We start from the raw sequence: 15,003 nt of genomic DNA, 5'->3' as shown, positions 1-15,003 counted from the left end.
CCAGCGTCAGGAAGCCAGTGGATGCGGCTCACCCGTGAGAGCCGCGACCACAACCGCCATTTCGTCGACGGTTGCGCCCACGTAGGTCATCGTCGTGCTCGTCTGGTAGCCCAGCGAGACGTGACCCGCGAACGACGCCGCCATGGCGTAGCCTCGACGCCGGTGCCCTACCCGGCCTCACACGGCTGTCGAACCTCGTGCGAAGCGTCCGGACACCGGATTCCACGGCGTCACGTTCCACGAGGTTCACGCCAAGAGCGCGCTCAACCACGTCCCGGTGACCGCGCGGATGCTGCCGGATAGTGGGCGATCGACCCCTACCGCGGTTGCACCCACGCCTGCCGGTACTGCATCGCCCGCAATACCCTCGGCGGCTCGCGGCCGCACTTCCGCGAACTCGTCGCGACCAGCCGCGGTCACGGTGCTGCAACGCAGGTAAGCGAGCTGCGGCTGTACACCGTGGGACGCGACGGGACCGAGCACTGCCAGGTTTTCGACGATCCGCGGATGGGCGAGGTGCACTGGTCGTGGTCGAGTTGCCGGGTGACCATCGAGCACTGGCGGCGGCCACTTCGTGACGAAGCCGTTCAGCATCGAGGAGCTCGTGCTGCGTGCCCGGCACTCCGGCGCGCGACCCATCTCGCCGGTGCCGGCCGGTCGCCCGTCGTAAGATCCCCGGGTCCGGAGTGGTGCACTCGACGAAGGCGGAGGTGGTCCCGGCCATGGCGGTGGAAAGCGGCAAGCTCGCGCCGCCGGGCGACAGCCCGGACACCACCCGGGCCTCGCGTGCCTACGCCGACCTCCGCGCGCAGATCCTGGCGGGCGAGTACGAGCCGAACTCCCGGCTCACCGAGTCCGACCTCTCGGCGCGGTTGGAGATCTCCCGGGGCACCCTCCGCTCGGTCCTGGCGCGCCTCGCGCAGGAAGGGTACGTCACCGCGGAGGCGAACCGCAGCGCGCGGACCAGGTCGTTCTCCGAGGAGGAGGCGCTCGAGATCCTCGAGACCCGCGAGGTGCTCGAGGCGGCGCTGGCGGCCAAGGCGGCCGAGCGGGCGACCGACGAAGACATCGCCGCGCTGACCGAGACCTGCGACCGCATGCGGGCCGGCCGGGAAACCGACGGGCGGGACGAGTCCTCGGCCCACAACCGCCGGTTCCACGAGCTCGTCCGGAGCATGGCGCGGCAGGCGACGCTCATCCGGTTCGTCGACAGCCTGCTGTACCCGATGGTGTTGCGGCAGTACCGGGACATGGAACGCCCGCGCTCGCGAGACACCATCCTGCACGAGCACGAGGCGATCCTCGCCGCCATCGTCACCCACAACCCGGACGCCGCCGCGGCCGCGATGCGGCATCACCTGTCCGCGGTGCGGCGCGCACTCCAGCTGGGCCCGGCCTAGCTAAGACCACAACGCGATCGTCCACCGTGGATCCAGCACGACCCCGACCTCGTCGCCGGGCCGGACGTCCAGGTGCGCGTCGGCGTGGGCGCGGAGCACGACATCGTCCGCGGTGACGACGACTTCGCGCCGGTCGCCGAGGTATTCGGTGGCCGTCACGCGCGCGGTGAGCCGGTTCGGCTCAGTGGCGTCGGGCGGGCCGGGGACGACGCGGACGTGCTCGGGCCGGACGCACACCTGCAGCTCCCCGCCCGGGGCCGGCGGCTCGGGCGGCTCGGTGAACCGTTCGCACCGCAGTACGCCGATCGACGTCTTGGCCTCGACGAGGTCGCCGGTGCGGCGGTCGAGCACGGCGGGGATGAGGTTGGCGCTGCCGACGAAGTCGGCGACGAACCGGGACGCGGGCGAGTCGTAGATCTCGCCGGGGGTGCCGATCTGCTCGACGCGGCCGCGGTTCATCACGACGATCGTGTCGGACATGGCCAGCGCCTCGCCTTGGTCGTGCGTCACGTAGATCGTCGTGACGCCGAACTTCTGCTGGAAGGACCGCAGTTCCGCGCGCAGCTGGGCGCGGAGCTTGGCGTCCAGGTTGGACAGTGGTTCGTCCAAGAGGAGGACCTCCGGCTCGCACAGCAGGGCCCGGGCCAGCGCGAGCCGTTGCTGCTGCCCGCCGCTGAGCTGCGTGGACCACCGGTCCGCGTAGCCGTCGAGCCCCACCTGCTCCAGCATCGCGGTGACGCGGGTCCGCACATCGCCGCGGGAGCAGCTCTTCCGGCCGTACCTGAGCGGGAACGCGGCGTTGTCGAACACCTTCATGTGCGGCCAGATCCCGTAGGACTGCGGCACCATCGCGATCGGCCGGTCCTCGGGCGCGACGTCGCGGCGGTCCTGGCTGGAGAAGACGGCGTGGCCGTTCATGGAGATCTCACCGCGGTCGGCGCTCTCCAGCCCGGCGAGGCAGCGCAGGGTGGTCGTCTTGCCACACCCGCTCGGGCCCAGCAGCGTGAAGAAGTCGCCGCGCGGGACGGTGAAGCCGACGTTGTCGACCGCGAGGCTGTGGTCGTCGGTGCCACGCCGGGTGAAACGCTTCTGCAGGCCGGAAATCGTCACGGCGGAGTCGGGGTTCTGCGGGGACATGGGCACCTCAAATGTGTTGTTGGAAGCCACGGCGGTTCACCCACCAGACGGAGCCGGCCGACAGCGCGAGCAGCAGGACCGCCAGCGCGCTGGCCTCGGGGTAGTTGGCGCTCTCGCCGATCATGTCCCACAGCAGCACCACGATGGTGCGGTTGTCGGAGCTGGAGAGCAGGAGCGCGATGGGCAGCTCGCCGAGCGCGTTCGCGAAGACCCACAGCCAGGTGCGGGTGACGGCGGGTGCGGCGAGCGGGAGCACGATGCGGCGCAGCACGGTGCCCCGGCGTGCGCCCGAGACGCGGCCGACCTCTTCGAGTCCGCCGTCGAGCTGCAGCAGCGCGGTCTGGATCATGCGGGACGCGCGGGGGATGTAGCGGGTCGTCAGCGCGATGACGATGATCCAGATCGTGCCGTAGACCGGGATGGGCAGGAACAGGTACAGGAACAGCACCGCCACGCCCAGCACGACGCTGGGGACGGCGAACACCAGGAACGACAGGTCGAACAGCGCCTGGCCCGCGCGGCCGCCGCGGGTGGCGGCCAGCGCGAGCCACAGGCCGAAGCCCGCAGTCAGCGTCGCCGTCACCAGGCTGATCACCAGGGTGTTGACGACCGCGTGGGTCAGGCTGGGGTTGGTGAAGATCGCGCCGTAGTTGCCGAACCCGAGGTCGCCCAGGTTCTTCAGGCTGATGGGCTGCAGGAACGGCGTGAGGCTCGTCCAGATGAGACTGAGGATCGGGATGACGATCGCGATGAGCACGTACAGCCCGACGAGGCCGGCCACCGGGAGCCGCCAGCGGCCGAGCTTGACCCGGGTCGTGCGGTAGCCCTTGCCGCTGACCACGCGGAAGCGGTGCGACTCGCGGGTCTGGCGGCGGTAGACGGCGATCATCACCAGCGACAGCAGCACCAGCAGGACGCCGTAGGCGCTGGCCCGCCCGTAGTCGGACTGGCCGGACGGGGGCTGCAGGGCGGCCTGGACGAGGCTGCTGAACACGAAGATCTGGTCGGGCGTGCCGAGGATGGACGGGATCGCGAACTCCTCGAGCGCGATCACCGCCAGCAGCATCGCCGCCGCGCTCATCGCGGGCAGCGTGAGCGGGAGGACGACCTTGCGGGTCCGGGTGAACCAGCCGGCGCCGGACGTGGCGGCGGCTTCTTCGAATTCGACGTTCAGCCGGGCGAACGCCGGTGCGAGCATGAGGTACATGCCGGGAACGCCGAAGATACCGGCCACCAGGATCATGCCGGGCAGCGAATAGATGTCCACCGACAGCCCGAAGACGCGCCTGACGAGGATCGCGATCGGGCCGTTGGCCGGGTTGGCGGCCAGCACCCACGCCACCGCCATCACCGTCGCCGGCACGGCCATCGGCGCCAGGGTGCTCGGCGCGAGGAACCGGCGGCCGGGGATGTCGGTCCGTTCGAAGAGGTAGGCCAGGCTGACGCTCACGACGAGCGCGAACGCCACCGTGCCGACCACGAAGATCGCGGAGTTCACCGCGACCTGAAGCACTCGCGGCGAGGAGAAGATCTTTTCGAAGTTCGCGAGCGTGAACCCCGGGATCTGGAACGGGAGTTTCAGCTCGCTGTCCTTGAGGCTGCTGTAGACCAGCATGCCCAGCGGGAACAGCACGAGGTAGGCCAGCAGCACGCCGATGGCGATGTTGACGGCGGTGAGCACGCGGTCCCGGCGGTGCGGGCGGGGTACTTCTTCGGGAGGGGGAGGCGCTGGGGGAGCGACCCGGGTGGCGGACTGCATCGTCGGAGTCTCCAAAGAGGGCGTCAGTTGACGTCGGTGCCCAGCGCCTGCTCGACCTGGGGGAAGAAGTCGGAGAACTGCTGGTACTGCTGGATGTTCGTTTCGCTGAACCACTGGACGCCGGCCTGGCAGAGCGCCGCGACGACCTTGTTCGCGCCGGGTTTCGCGCAGTCCGTGTTCTCCGGGATGATCGAGTTGTAGCTGCCGACCAACGCGGCCTGGCCTTCCTTCGACGCGAGGAACGCCGTGAGCAGGCGGCCGGCCGCCGGGTGCGGGGAGCCGGTGGGCACGAAGAGGTATGCCTTGTTCGCGTTCGTCGGGCCGACCGGGGCCACGGCGATCGGGGCGCCCTTGGCGCGGTCGGCGAGCACGAGGTTGATCAGGTCGGTGCCGGCCGGGGTCTGCCCGGAGATGATGTTGGTGTGCGCCTGCGTGGTGTTGTCGGTGTAGTGCGGGCTCAGCTGCCGCAGCCGGGAGGCGTAGTCCAGCCCGGCTTGGGTGCCCAGCTTGGGGTCCTGGGCCCACACCGTCATGAACGAGCCCCGCGACTCGACGGTCAGCTTGCCGCCGTTCCACCGCGGCGAAAGCAGGTCGTCCCAGCTCTTCGGCGCGGAACCGGCGGGGACGGCGTCGGTGTTGTACGCCCAGACCTTCGGCACCGCCCAGACGTAGACGAAGTTGCCGTTGAAGATCTGGTCGCCGGGCACCTTGAAGGACGCCCAGTCGACCGGCGCGGCCATGTCGAGGGACGGCAGCACGGTGAGGCCGCCGGCGTTGGAGACGTCGAAGCTGACGCGGCGCGCGGCCTGCTCGACGTTGAGCTGCGTGACGAGGTCCGGGGCCTTCTTGTTGGTGTACTGGACGGTGATTCCGGGGTACTTCTTCTCGAACGCCTTGATGGCCGGCCGCATCTGCGCCTCGGGTTTCGGGGCGAACCAGATGACCTGGCCTTCGGCCTTGGCGGCCTGGTACAGCTCGTCGAGGTTCTTGGTGTCGGGCACCGGCGGTGCGGAGCTGCAAGCCGCGCCGAGGAGGGCGACCACAGCGGCTAGCGCGGCCAGGCGGAGCTTCCGGGTCGTGGTCATGGGCATCACTGTCCCTCCGCGACGGTGACGCCGTAAAGCCGAGCGGCGTTCCCGCCCTTGACCAGGGGCAGGTCCGCGTCGCCCAGTTCGGGCAGCTGCGCCTGGACGAGCTCGGCCAGCTCGGCCAGCGTGCCCGCCGACGCGGGGAAGTTGGACCCCCAGAGCACGTGATCGGCACCGAAGGCCCGGACCAGCTTGGCGAACAGCGGCGCCGCTTCCTGCCCAGCTCGCAGTACAGCCGGCGGGGTGAGCTTGACGAACACACGGCCGGTCCCGCTGAGTCGGGACAGCTCCGGGTACGGCTCGACATCGCCGAGCTGCGGCCGGGCGGCGTGGTCGAGGATCACGGTGAGCCCGGGGTAGCGCTCCAGCAGGCCGGCCAGGATCGGGGCGTGCTTCGCGTGCATCTGGACGCACACCGGGACTCGGCGCTGGGAAAGGAACTCCCAGACCGGCGTCATGCGCTCGTCGTCGAGTCCGCGGCCGGGCGTCGGGACGGCGGTCGTGCCGTCCGCGGCGCGGATGCGCACGCCGCGGAAGCCGCGTTCGTCGATCCAGTGGCCCAGGTCGTCGACGGCTTTCGGGGAGAGGAAGTCCACCGAGCAGACGCCGCTGAGCCGGTCAGGGTACTGGGCGAGCTGGTCGGCGACGTAGCTGTTGTCGAACCCGTAGACGGTCGACGCCTGGACGAGGATCAGGTGGTCCACCCCGGCGGCATCGGCTTCGCGCAGCAGCGCGTCGATGTCGGCCGGGCGCTCGCGCGACCACTCCGAGCGGTGGCCGCCCAGCGGCGCGGCGGGGTACGCGGTGGTGTCCGGGGAGATGATGTGGGTGTGCGTGTCGACGCTGAACATGGCACCTCGGGTCTGGGAAAAATGAGCGGGAATCAGGCGAAGTCGCCGAGCAGCTCGGCCACGGTCACCGGGGTCCGGATCACGTTCTGCTGCAGCGCGTAGTCGATCGCGACCTGCAGCCCGGCGACCAGCTCGTCGGTGACCCCGAACCGCAGGGCACGCACGCGCGGGCCGTCCCCGGCCGCCTTGCGCTCCTCGATGCGGGCGCCGAACGCCCGGTAGAGGTCGCTGACCACCTGCGGCTCGCGCTCGAGGAGGTCCTGCCGGACGGTGAGCATGTGGTTGATCGGCACGGTCCCGTGCCGGACGCCCCACGCCTCTTCGGCGGCGCGCCAGTCGGGGATGATCGGGACCAGCGGGCCCTCGGCGTTGTCGAGCGCGGGCGGACCCAGTACAGCGGCCGAGACGTCGCCGCGGCGCAGCACGTCGAGGAGCTTGCCGGTCGTGCGCTCGACGTTCGGCGGCTCGACGTACTCGGCGACGTGCGGCTCCTCGGTGGTCACCCAGGTGACGTCCTTGGCGTCGAGGCCGTACTCCTCCTGCAGGATCCCGCGGACCCACAGGCCGGTGGTCTGGCTGTAGGCGCGGACGCCGATCCGGCGGTCGGCCAGGTCGCCCGGTGCGATCTCCGGCGAGCCGGGCCAGCGGGTCAGCGAGTGGTGGTGGAAGTCGCCGCTGAGCACCACCGGGAGCAGGGCGATCGGCGCCCCGGCCTCGTGGGCCTGCAGGAACGTGGCGATCGCCAGCTCGCTGACGTCGTAGCGCAGCTCGCGCACCATCGGGGCGAACGCGCGGTAGATGGGGTCGGCCGCGTCGACGGACACGGGGCGGCCGCCGGCGGTGAAGGCGGGATCGGTCAGGAACGCCGTGTGCGGGTAGGACTTCACCGCGATGGACAGGGGCCCGGCCATGGACAACTCCTCCGGAATGTTCAACAGTGTTGGCGAACGTACGCGGCGTCTCCTGGGGTTTCAAGGGCTCCGACGGCCAGATCGTAGAACAATCTGGGCGAATCTGCCCTGCTCGCCTGGTCGCTCGCTCGAGGACGCCCAGGTCGCGGGCGGTTTCCGGGTCGACGCGAAGATCGGCAAAAATTGTTTAACAAGTTGGTTGCGGGCGCCGGTGACCGAAGTCGTTCACCTGCACGTCTTGTCGATTCGTCGGAGACGCTGCTACGTTGCCGGAGAAAGTTGTTAAACAATCAGACCCACCGCCAAGCGAGGTCGCTGCTGTGATCGAAATCGACGAGAAGATCCCCGTCCCCGCGTCGCCGGGACGGGTGTGGGAGGTCGTGTCCGACCCCGCCGAAGTGGTGTCCTGCATCAGCGGCGCCGAACTCGGCGAGTCCCACGAAGACGGGTCCTTCGACGGCACGCTCGTCGTCAAGTTCGGCGCCGTGCGCGTGCGCTTCGGTGCCCGCGTGTCGCTCGACCTGGACGAGCCCGCGCGGGAAGGGCGCCTGTCGGCGAAGGGCCGGGACGGCCAGGGCGCCACGCGCTTCTCCGCGCACGCCACCTTCCACGTGACCGAGGACGCCGGCGGCTGCTGGGTCCGCGTCACCGGCGAGGTGGCCCTGGCGGGCAAGCTCGCGTCGCTGATCGAAGCCGGTGCCGGGGCCGTGGTTTCCCGGATGACCAAGGAGTTCGCGGCCGAACTGGTGCGCCGGTGTGCCGGTGACGTCGTCGTGGCCGAGCCGCGCCGCTCGGTGTGGGCCCGGGTGAAGGCCTGGCTGACGACCGTCCTCAAGCGACAGAAGAGCGAGGTGCGCAGTGGCCAGGCTCAATAGCGTCATCGGCGCGCTGGAATCGGGGCAGCACGCCTTCGCGGCGTTCGCCGCCCCCGAACCCGCCGCGGCCCTCGACTTCGCGGGTTCGGACTACGACGGCCTGGTCTTCGAGGCCGAGCACAAGCCGTGGGACGCCGCGAACCTGCGTGACAGCCTCCAGTACCTGCTCGACCGCCGCCGCATCTTCGAAGGCGACACGCTCGCGCCGTCACCCACGCCGTTCGTCCGGGTGCCGGTCAACGGCGCCGAACACGGGCAGTGGCACGCGAAACAGGCCCTCGACCTCGGCGCGTACGGCATCGTCTGGCCGCACATCTCCCGCGTCGAAGAGGCCCGCAACGCCGTCGCGGCCTGCCGATACCCGCGGCTGCCGGAGGCCGGCCGCTTCGAGCCCGCGGGCCTGCGCGGCGACGCTCCCGCCGCGGCCGCGCGGTACTGGGGTCTGTCCACACAGGACTACTACGCCAAGGCCGACGTCTGGCCGCTCGCCACGGACGGCGAAATCCTGGTCGTGATCCAGATCGAAGACCAGCTCGGCATCGAGAACCTGCCCGCGATCCTCGACGAGGTGCCCGGCATCGGCCTGATCCTCATCGGCGAAGGCGACCTGAGCCAGGAGCTCGGCGTGCCGCGGCAGCTCGAGCACCCGCTGATGGTCGAGGCGCGGGCCCGGATCGTGAAGACGTGCCTCGAGCACGACGTCGTCGTCGGGCACCCGCACGTCACGGCCCGCAACGCGCAGCAGGTCGTTGACGAGGGCTACCGCTTCCTCATGACCGCGCCGGTCCGCAGCTTCCCCGGCCTCGAACGGGGCCGGGTACTCACCGGGAGGACCTCTTCATGATCATCGACTGTCACGGTCACTTCACGACCGCGCCGCCCGCGCTCGGGCAGTGGCGCGAACGCCAGATCAAGGCGTTCGAGGACTCGGGCGCGCGCGTCTCGCCCGACGAGCTGCGCATCGGCGACGACGAGATCCGCGCCGCGATCGAGAACGGCCAGCTCAAGCTGCAGCGCGAACGCGGCACCGACCTCACCCTGTTCTCGCCCGGCGCCGGGAAGATGGCGCACCACTACGGCGACGCCGAGACCAGCGTCGTGTGGTCCCGGGTGAGCAACGATCTCATCGCGCGCGTCTGCGGCCTGTTCCCGGACAACTTCGCTCCGGTCTGCCAGCTTCCGCAGTCGCCCGGCGCGGCGTTGACCGCGTCGGCCGCCGAACTGGAGCGCTGCGTCACCGAACTCGGGTTCGTCGGCTGCCTGCTCAACCCGGACCCGTCCGACGGCTACTGGCAGGCGCCGCCGCTGACCGACCGCATCTACTACCCGCTCTACGAAAAGCTGGTGGAGCTGGACGTCCCCGCGATGGTGCACGTCGCGATGTCGCGCAACGACGCCGTCCAGGGCACGTGCGCGCACTACCTCAACGGCGACACGACGGCGTTCATGCAGCTGTGCCAGTCGGACCTCTTCCGCGACTTCCCCACGCTGCGGCTGATCCTGCCGCACGGCGGCGGCGCGGTGCCCTACCACTGGGGCCGCTACCGCGGCTTCCTGCTCGACCGGGGCCGGCCGCCGCTCGAAGAGTCGTTGCTGGGCAACGTCTTCTTCGACACCTGCGTCTACCACAAGCGCGGCCTTGAGCTGCTCACCGACGTCGTCCCGGCCGCGAACATCCTGTTCGCCTCGGAGATGATCGGCGCCGTCCGCGCGGTCGATCCCGAGACGGGCCACCGGTTCGACGACACCAAGGCCCTGCTGGACGCCATCCCGTCGATCGCCCCGGACGACCGGCGCGCCATTTACGGCGGCAACGCGCTGCGCGTCTTCCCGCGGCTCGCGGCCCGCATCCAGGACAAGGAAAAGGAGGCCGTGCGATGAAGGTCTACGAAGCACTGGCCGCGGCGTTCGCCGCCGAGGGTACGACGGATGTGTTCGGCATGATGGGCGACGCCAACATGCACTGGATGAACGCCCTCGCCCAGCATGGCACCCGCCTCTACGAGGTGCGCCACGAAGGCGCGGGGCTCAGCATGGCGCACGGGTTCGCCCGCGCGTCGGGCCGGCCCGCGGTCGTGACGACCACGAGCGGACCGGGCGTCGCGCAGCTGGCGACGTCGATGATCGTGGCGGCCCGCGCGCGCATCCCGCTCGTCGCGTTCTGCGGCGAAACCCCGCTGGGCGACGAGTCGGCCGTGCAGTACCTCGACCAGCGCCGGTTCGCCGCCGCGATCGAGTGCGAGTTCCTCCGCGTCACCAAGGCGGACGCCGCCGAGGAGGTCGTGCGCCGCGCGTTCCACCTGGCCCGCACCGAATCCCGGCCGGTCATGATCAGCGCGCCGATCGACGTCCAGCTGCAGGAGTTCGAGGACGTCATGCCGTACTCGCCCTCGACCGAGCTGCTGCGCACGTCGGCGATCCTGCCGCACCCGGACCGGATCCGGCAGGCCCGCGAGCTGATCGCGGCGAGCAAGCGCCCGGTGATCATCGCCGGCCGCGGCGCACGCCAAGCCGGGGCCGGCGACGAGGTCCTCGCCCTCCAGCAGCGGACCGGCGCCCTGCTCGCGACGACGTTGCAGGCCAAGAACTGGCTCTACGGCCGGACGGACTACCACGTCGGCATCGCCGGGCTGTTCGGCAGCAAGGTCGCGATGGAGCTGTTGCAGGAAGCCGACTGCGTGATCGCGGTGGGCGCGAGCCTCAACCACTACACCATCGAGAGCGGCTACCTGTTCCCCGACGCGACGTTCGTGCAGATCGACACCGCGCCGCACGTCGTGATGGGCAACGGCCGCGTCGCCGACTGCTACCTCCAGGCCGACGCGATCACCGGGCTCACCGCGTTGACCGACGCTCTCGACGGCGCAGCCGCAGAAGGTTTCCACACCCCTGACGTGCGCAGCCGGCTCACCGCGCCCCTGGTAGACCCCGCGGACTACCGCCGCGAGCCCGGCCTGATCGACCCGCGCGAGGCGATCGCGGTCATCGACGCCGAGTTGCCGGGCGAGATCGGCCTGGTGCTCGGCAGCGGGCACCAGACCGACTTCGGCACCATGCTGTTCCAGCGGTCCCGCGAGGTCACCTCGAACTACGGCATGTTCGGCGCGATCGGCCAGGCCCCGCTGCTGACCATCGGTGCGGCGGTCGCCACCGGTGAGCCGACGTTCGTCGTCGAGGGCGACGCGAGCTTCCTCATGCACCTGCCGGAATTCGAGACGGCCTGCCGCTACGGACTGCCCGTGCTGGTGGTGGTCATGAACGACGAAGGCCTCGGCGCGGAGTACCACAAGGCCGCCGCCAAGGGCCTCGACCCGGCCCTCGCGGTGATCCCGACGCCCGAGCTGGGCTCGGTGGCCCGGGCGCTGGGCGGCGGGGGAGCGACCGTCCGCACGGTCGAGGAACTGCGGGCCGCGCTGGGCGAGTACGTCCGGGCGCCGCGGCCGACCGTCATCGACGTCCGGATCACCCGTGACGTGCTCAGCGTGCCCTATCGGCGGATCCAGTACGGCGAGGACGTGTGACATGAAGATCATCCTGGGAAACGACACCCTCGCGGCGGCCGCCGGCGGCGAACGCCTGGACATCCGGCCGGTGCACAAGGCGTCGCGCCCGTTCCTCGACGACGGCATCGCCGACGTCTGCGAGCTGGCCATCGTCACGCTGCTGCAGGCGGTCGCCTACGAGAAGCCGGTGGCGCTGCTGCCGATCGCCGCGCTCGAACGGCACCAGCACCAGACCCTCGTCACGTTGGGCAGCGCCGGTGTCGAAGGCGTGCGCGGGCACACCGTCGGCGTGCGCTCGTGGAGCCAGACCACCGGGGTGTGGGTGCGCGGGTTCCTCGCCGAGCAGTACGGCGTCGATCTGTCCGAAGTGGACTGGATCACTTACGAAGACGGGCACCTTCCCGAGTACACCGATCCCGGGTGGGTGCGACGGGCGCCGGAGGGCGTGAAGCTGCCCGCCGAGTTCTTGGCCGGGAACGTCGACTTCGGGATCCTCGGCAACGAACTGCCCGCCGACGACCGGATCCGCACGGCCATCCCGGACGCGCTCGACGTCGCGGAGAAGTGGGCCGCACGCAAGGGCTTCACGCCGGTCAACCACGTCGTCGCTCTTTCGCCGGAGGCCGACGCCAAGGAGGTGCTCGCGGTCTACGACGCGCTGGCGACGAAGGTCCTCGCCGGGTTCGAGGCGCTGCGCGGGCCCGTCACCGAGGTCGCGCGCTACGCGTGGGAACAGCAGGTGCTGCCGCGCGAGGTCTCGTTCGGCGAACTGGTGGACCGCACTTGCTCAGTCCTCGGTGTCAGCGCTTCCCGCCTCAGCTGAAAGGTAAGACATGGAAAAGCTTTCGATGGTCCTAGGGGACTACGCGCACGGGCGTGCCCTACTGAGCGGCGACGTCGAAATCCCCGGCTACGCGGTGGAACCGGTGGAGGTCAGCCCGGTGATCGGCGCGTACCGCCGGATGATCCGCGACCTCGAGTTCGACGTCTGCGAGCTCGCGCCGACGTCCTACTTGATGGCGCTGCAGGCCGGGGTGCCGCTGACCGCGATCCCGGTGTTCCTCAACCGCCGGTTCCACCACGCCGACGTCCAGTGCGCGGATGGTTCCGGGATCCGGTTCCCGCGCGATCTCGCGGGCAAGCGGATCGGCGTGCGCGCCTACACCGTCACGACCGGGGTGTGGGTGCGCGGCATCCTGCACGACGAGTACGGCCTCGATCTCGGCTCGGTGACGTGGGTCGTGGACGACGAGGACCACATAGGGGGCCGGGCGCCGTCGAACGTCGAGCGCGTCCCCGACGGACGCTCGCTCGGCGCTCTGCTGCGTGCGGGCGAGATCGACGCCGCGTTGAGCGGCAACGCCGGCACCGGACGGGCGGGCGCGCCCCGGGCCGGGTGGACGGCCGAGCAGCTCGACGACGGCCCGTACCCGCTGTTCCCCGACCACGAGGTGCTCGCCACCGACTGGTACCTGCGCACTGGGATCTACCCGCTGCACTCGGTCATTGCCGTGCGCCGCGGACTCGTCGAGAAGGACCCCGGACTACCGAGCGCGCTGTACGCCGCGTTCGCCGAGGGCAAGCGACGTCAGGTCGAAGCCGATCCCGAGTGGACGGCGTTGCCGCGGCTGGGCAAGCAGGCCCGGCAGCTCGGCGGCGATCCGATCCCGTACGGCCTGGCGGCCAACGAGCGGAGCCTGCGGGCACTGGTGGCGTTCTCGCGGCAGCAGGGCCTGCTCGACGCCGAGCCACCGCAGCTGTTCGCCGCCGGCGACTACCCCGACGCCTGAGAGGAACCCCATGGACATCGTCGACACCCACTGCCACATCGTCTCCGACGACCTCACCCGCTACCCGCGTTCACCGTTGGGCGGCAAGCAGTCCGGCTGGGCCACCACCCGGCCTGTCACCGCCGACGGCATGGCCGAGCGGATGGACGCGGCGGGTATCGCCCAGGCCGTCCTGGTGCAGGCCACCACGGCGTACGGCTACGACAACTCCTACGTCCTCGACAGCCGTGCGAAGCGGCCTGACCGGTTCCTCGCCGTGGGGACCGTGGACCCGCTCCGGCCGGACGCGCCCGAGCACCTCGCGGATGTCACCGGCGGCGGCCTGTCGGGGGTGCGGTTGTTCACCAGCGGCAGCACGGTCCCGACGCAGGGGGAGTGGTTCGCGGCGCCGGAGTCGTTCCCGTTCTGGGAAAAGGCCGCCGAGCTGGGCGTGACGGTGTGCCTGCAGATGCGGCTCGGCCCCGCGACCGCGCAGCTCGTCGCGCTGCTGGAGCGGTTCCCGACGGTCCGGGTGCTGCTGGACCACCTGGGCTACCCGGCCGTCGCGGAGTCCCCGGCCGACGCCGGCGCCGACGTCGCGAAGCTCGCCGTCCACCCGGGACTGCACCTCAAGCTGACGCACCGCACCCTCGAACCGCTCCACGCCGCGGGCAAGGAGGCCACCGCGTTCCTCGACCAGGTGCTGGCGTCCTTCGGCGCCCAGCGGATCGCGTGGGGCTCCAACCTGCCCGCGGCCGAGCAGTCACTGCCCGAGCTGGTGGCGCTCGCCCGGGAGGTCCTGACCGAGGTCCCGGAGGCCGAGCAACGCGAGATCTTCGCGGGCACAGCGCGCCGGCTGTACCCGGGGCTGCCGGGGTGACCACGCGCTACAGCCAGGTCTACGAGGACCTGCGGACGCTACTGCTGTCCGGGTCCTACGAGCCGAACACCCGGCTGACGGAGTCGGACCTGACCAGCAGGTTCGCCGTGTCGCGCGGGACGATCCGGTCGGTGCTGGTGCGCCTGGCGCAGGAGGGGTACGTCACCAGCGAAGCCAACCGCGGCGTCCGCACCAGGAGCTTCAGCCTGGCGGAGGCCGCGGACATCCTGGAGGCCCGCGAGACCCTGGAAGCCGCGCTGGCGGGCAAGGCCGCGGAGCGCGCGAACGACGAAGAGATCCTCGGCCTGCGCCGCACGCTGGAGGAGATGGAACAGGCGCAGGAACGCGGCGACCAGGCCGCGTACTCGAAGGGCAACCGGGCGTTCCACCAGCAGGTCAAGGCGGCGGCTCACCAGGCGACACTGGCGCGCACCTATGACACGCTGCTCTATCCGCTGGTGATGCGCCAGTACCGCAACATCTCGGCCCGCCACCCCCGCGCGGGTTCACTGGCCGAGCACCGGGCGATCCTGCTGGCGATCGTCACGCGCAACCCGGAGGCCGCGTCGGCGGCGATGCGCCACCACGTCGGATCGGCCCGGCGGGCACTGCTGCTCGAACAGCCCGGAGGTGACCGAGTCGTAGTCCCGGCCGGCGACGGCTCGGAGTGATCGGGCGGTTCGAAGGGCACGGATGGCGGTACCAGGAGTCATCCGCGACGGCGCGCACGATTCGATCAAGATGCCGCCACGGCGTCCGGATGACCGGCCGGGATGACGCTGGAGTGTGGCGCTGTCCAGCAGGACGGGCAGCAGTACTGCCGAAACACC

General features: G+C 70.7%; 14 protein-coding genes. 9 read left to right on the top strand and 5 right to left on the bottom strand.

Translation table 11 applies throughout. The features are described from left to right. Positions 1 to 722: 722 nt before the first annotated feature. A complete protein-coding gene (locus tag ACYVLJ_RS12365; protein WP_460438738.1) occupies positions 723 to 1,400 on the top strand; it encodes a GntR family transcriptional regulator in 678 nt (225 codons plus the stop codon). On the opposite strand, the gene ACYVLJ_RS12360 is transcribed toward ACYVLJ_RS12365, so the two are convergent. Genes ACYVLJ_RS12360 through ACYVLJ_RS12340 form a run of 5 tightly spaced genes read right to left on the bottom strand, consistent with a single transcriptional unit; the run spans position 1,401 to position 7,146 of the window. Continuing rightward, positions 1,401 to 2,537, bottom strand: coding sequence for an ABC transporter ATP-binding protein (locus ACYVLJ_RS12360; RefSeq protein WP_460438737.1), 1,137 nt, complete (start codon positions 2,535 to 2,537; stop codon positions 1,401 to 1,403). Between the two features lie 7 nt (positions 2,538 to 2,544). Beyond that, positions 2,545 to 4,296 carry an ABC transporter permease gene (locus ACYVLJ_RS12355; RefSeq protein WP_460438736.1) on the bottom strand — a complete coding sequence of 584 codons (1,752 nt, stop codon included), beginning with the start codon at positions 4,294 to 4,296 and terminating at the stop codon, positions 2,545 to 2,547. Between the two features lie 23 nt (positions 4,297 to 4,319). Continuing rightward, positions 4,320 to 5,381 carry an ABC transporter substrate-binding protein gene (locus tag ACYVLJ_RS12350; RefSeq protein WP_460438735.1) on the bottom strand — a complete coding sequence of 354 codons (1,062 nt, stop codon included), beginning with the start codon at positions 5,379 to 5,381 and terminating at the stop codon, positions 4,320 to 4,322. A 5-nt stretch (positions 5,382 to 5,386) separates the two neighbouring features. Further along, positions 5,387 to 6,235, bottom strand: coding sequence for an amidohydrolase family protein (locus ACYVLJ_RS12345; RefSeq protein ID WP_460438734.1), 849 nt, complete (start codon positions 6,233 to 6,235; stop codon positions 5,387 to 5,389). Positions 6,236 to 6,267: 32 nt separating this feature from the next. Further along, on the bottom strand, positions 6,268 to 7,146 hold the full coding sequence (locus ACYVLJ_RS12340; protein ID WP_460438733.1) for a substrate-binding domain-containing protein: 879 nt from the start codon (positions 7,144 to 7,146) through the stop codon (positions 6,268 to 6,270). Between the two features lie 320 nt (positions 7,147 to 7,466). Between ACYVLJ_RS12340 and ACYVLJ_RS12335 the strand changes: the two genes are divergently transcribed. From ACYVLJ_RS12335 to ACYVLJ_RS12300, 8 genes are read left to right on the top strand one after another with little or no spacing between them, the layout of a single operon-like run. After that, positions 7,467 to 8,021 (top strand): SRPBCC family protein, encoded by a 555-nt coding sequence (locus ACYVLJ_RS12335; protein WP_460438732.1) that lies wholly within the window; start codon positions 7,467 to 7,469, stop codon positions 8,019 to 8,021. Continuing rightward, entirely contained in the window at positions 8,005 to 8,865 is an 861-nt protein-coding gene (locus tag ACYVLJ_RS12330) for an HpcH/HpaI aldolase family protein (protein ID WP_460438731.1), read from the top strand. Before ACYVLJ_RS12335 ends, ACYVLJ_RS12330 begins: the two co-directional genes overlap by 17 nt. Further along, positions 8,862 to 9,902, top strand: coding sequence for an amidohydrolase family protein (locus ACYVLJ_RS12325; protein ID WP_460438730.1), 1,041 nt, complete (start codon positions 8,862 to 8,864; stop codon positions 9,900 to 9,902). The genes ACYVLJ_RS12330 and ACYVLJ_RS12325 overlap by 4 nt, the downstream gene beginning before the upstream one ends. Beyond that, a complete protein-coding gene (locus ACYVLJ_RS12320; protein ID WP_460438729.1) occupies positions 9,899 to 11,542 on the top strand; it encodes a thiamine pyrophosphate-binding protein in 1,644 nt (547 codons plus the stop codon). Before ACYVLJ_RS12325 ends, ACYVLJ_RS12320 begins: the two co-directional genes overlap by 4 nt. Position 11,543: 1 nt before the next feature. Then, the gene (locus ACYVLJ_RS12315; RefSeq protein ID WP_460438728.1) at positions 11,544 to 12,347 is read left to right on the top strand and encodes a hypothetical protein; all 804 of its coding nucleotides are present in this window, start codon (positions 11,544 to 11,546) and stop codon (positions 12,345 to 12,347) included. Positions 12,348 to 12,357: 10 nt separating this feature from the next. Further along, positions 12,358 to 13,314: a substrate-binding domain-containing protein gene (locus ACYVLJ_RS12310; RefSeq protein WP_460438727.1), complete on the top strand. Its 957-nt coding sequence runs from the start codon at positions 12,358 to 12,360 to the stop codon at positions 13,312 to 13,314. 10 nt (positions 13,315 to 13,324) lie between these two features. Then, positions 13,325 to 14,173 carry an amidohydrolase family protein gene (locus tag ACYVLJ_RS12305; RefSeq protein ID WP_460438726.1) on the top strand — a complete coding sequence of 283 codons (849 nt, stop codon included), beginning with the start codon at positions 13,325 to 13,327 and terminating at the stop codon, positions 14,171 to 14,173. Next, positions 14,170 to 14,844, top strand: coding sequence for a GntR family transcriptional regulator (locus ACYVLJ_RS12300; RefSeq protein ID WP_460438725.1), 675 nt, complete (start codon positions 14,170 to 14,172; stop codon positions 14,842 to 14,844). Before ACYVLJ_RS12305 ends, ACYVLJ_RS12300 begins: the two co-directional genes overlap by 4 nt. Positions 14,845 to 15,003: the final 159 nt, after the last annotated feature.

This window comes from Amycolatopsis stemonae (genome assembly GCF_054781455.1).
Note: the sequence above shows the minus strand (reverse complement) of the source record. Positions and strands in the feature narration are given on the sequence as shown.

Coding starts and splice junctions, on each gene's coding strand:
- ACYVLJ_RS12355 (WP_460438736.1), bottom strand. CDS start 4,296: ATGCAGTCCGCCACCCGGGTCGCTCCCCCAGCGCCTCCCCCTCCCGAA.
- ACYVLJ_RS12350 (WP_460438735.1), bottom strand. CDS start 5,381: ATGACCACGACCCGGAAGCTCCGCCTGGCCGCGCTAGCCGCTGTGGTC.
- ACYVLJ_RS12345 (WP_460438734.1), bottom strand. CDS start 6,235: ATGTTCAGCGTCGACACGCACACCCACATCATCTCCCCGGACACCACC.
- ACYVLJ_RS12365 (WP_460438738.1), top strand. CDS start 723: ATGGCGGTGGAAAGCGGCAAGCTCGCGCCGCCGGGCGACAGCCCGGAC.
- ACYVLJ_RS12310 (WP_460438727.1), top strand. CDS start 12,358: ATGGAAAAGCTTTCGATGGTCCTAGGGGACTACGCGCACGGGCGTGCC.
- ACYVLJ_RS12360 (WP_460438737.1), bottom strand. CDS start 2,537: ATGTCCCCGCAGAACCCCGACTCCGCCGTGACGATTTCCGGCCTGCAG.
- ACYVLJ_RS12320 (WP_460438729.1), top strand. CDS start 9,899: ATGAAGGTCTACGAAGCACTGGCCGCGGCGTTCGCCGCCGAGGGTACG.
- ACYVLJ_RS12305 (WP_460438726.1), top strand. CDS start 13,325: ATGGACATCGTCGACACCCACTGCCACATCGTCTCCGACGACCTCACC.
- ACYVLJ_RS12325 (WP_460438730.1), top strand. CDS start 8,862: ATGATCATCGACTGTCACGGTCACTTCACGACCGCGCCGCCCGCGCTC.
- ACYVLJ_RS12315 (WP_460438728.1), top strand. CDS start 11,544: ATGAAGATCATCCTGGGAAACGACACCCTCGCGGCGGCCGCCGGCGGC.
- ACYVLJ_RS12340 (WP_460438733.1), bottom strand. CDS start 7,146: ATGGCCGGGCCCCTGTCCATCGCGGTGAAGTCCTACCCGCACACGGCG.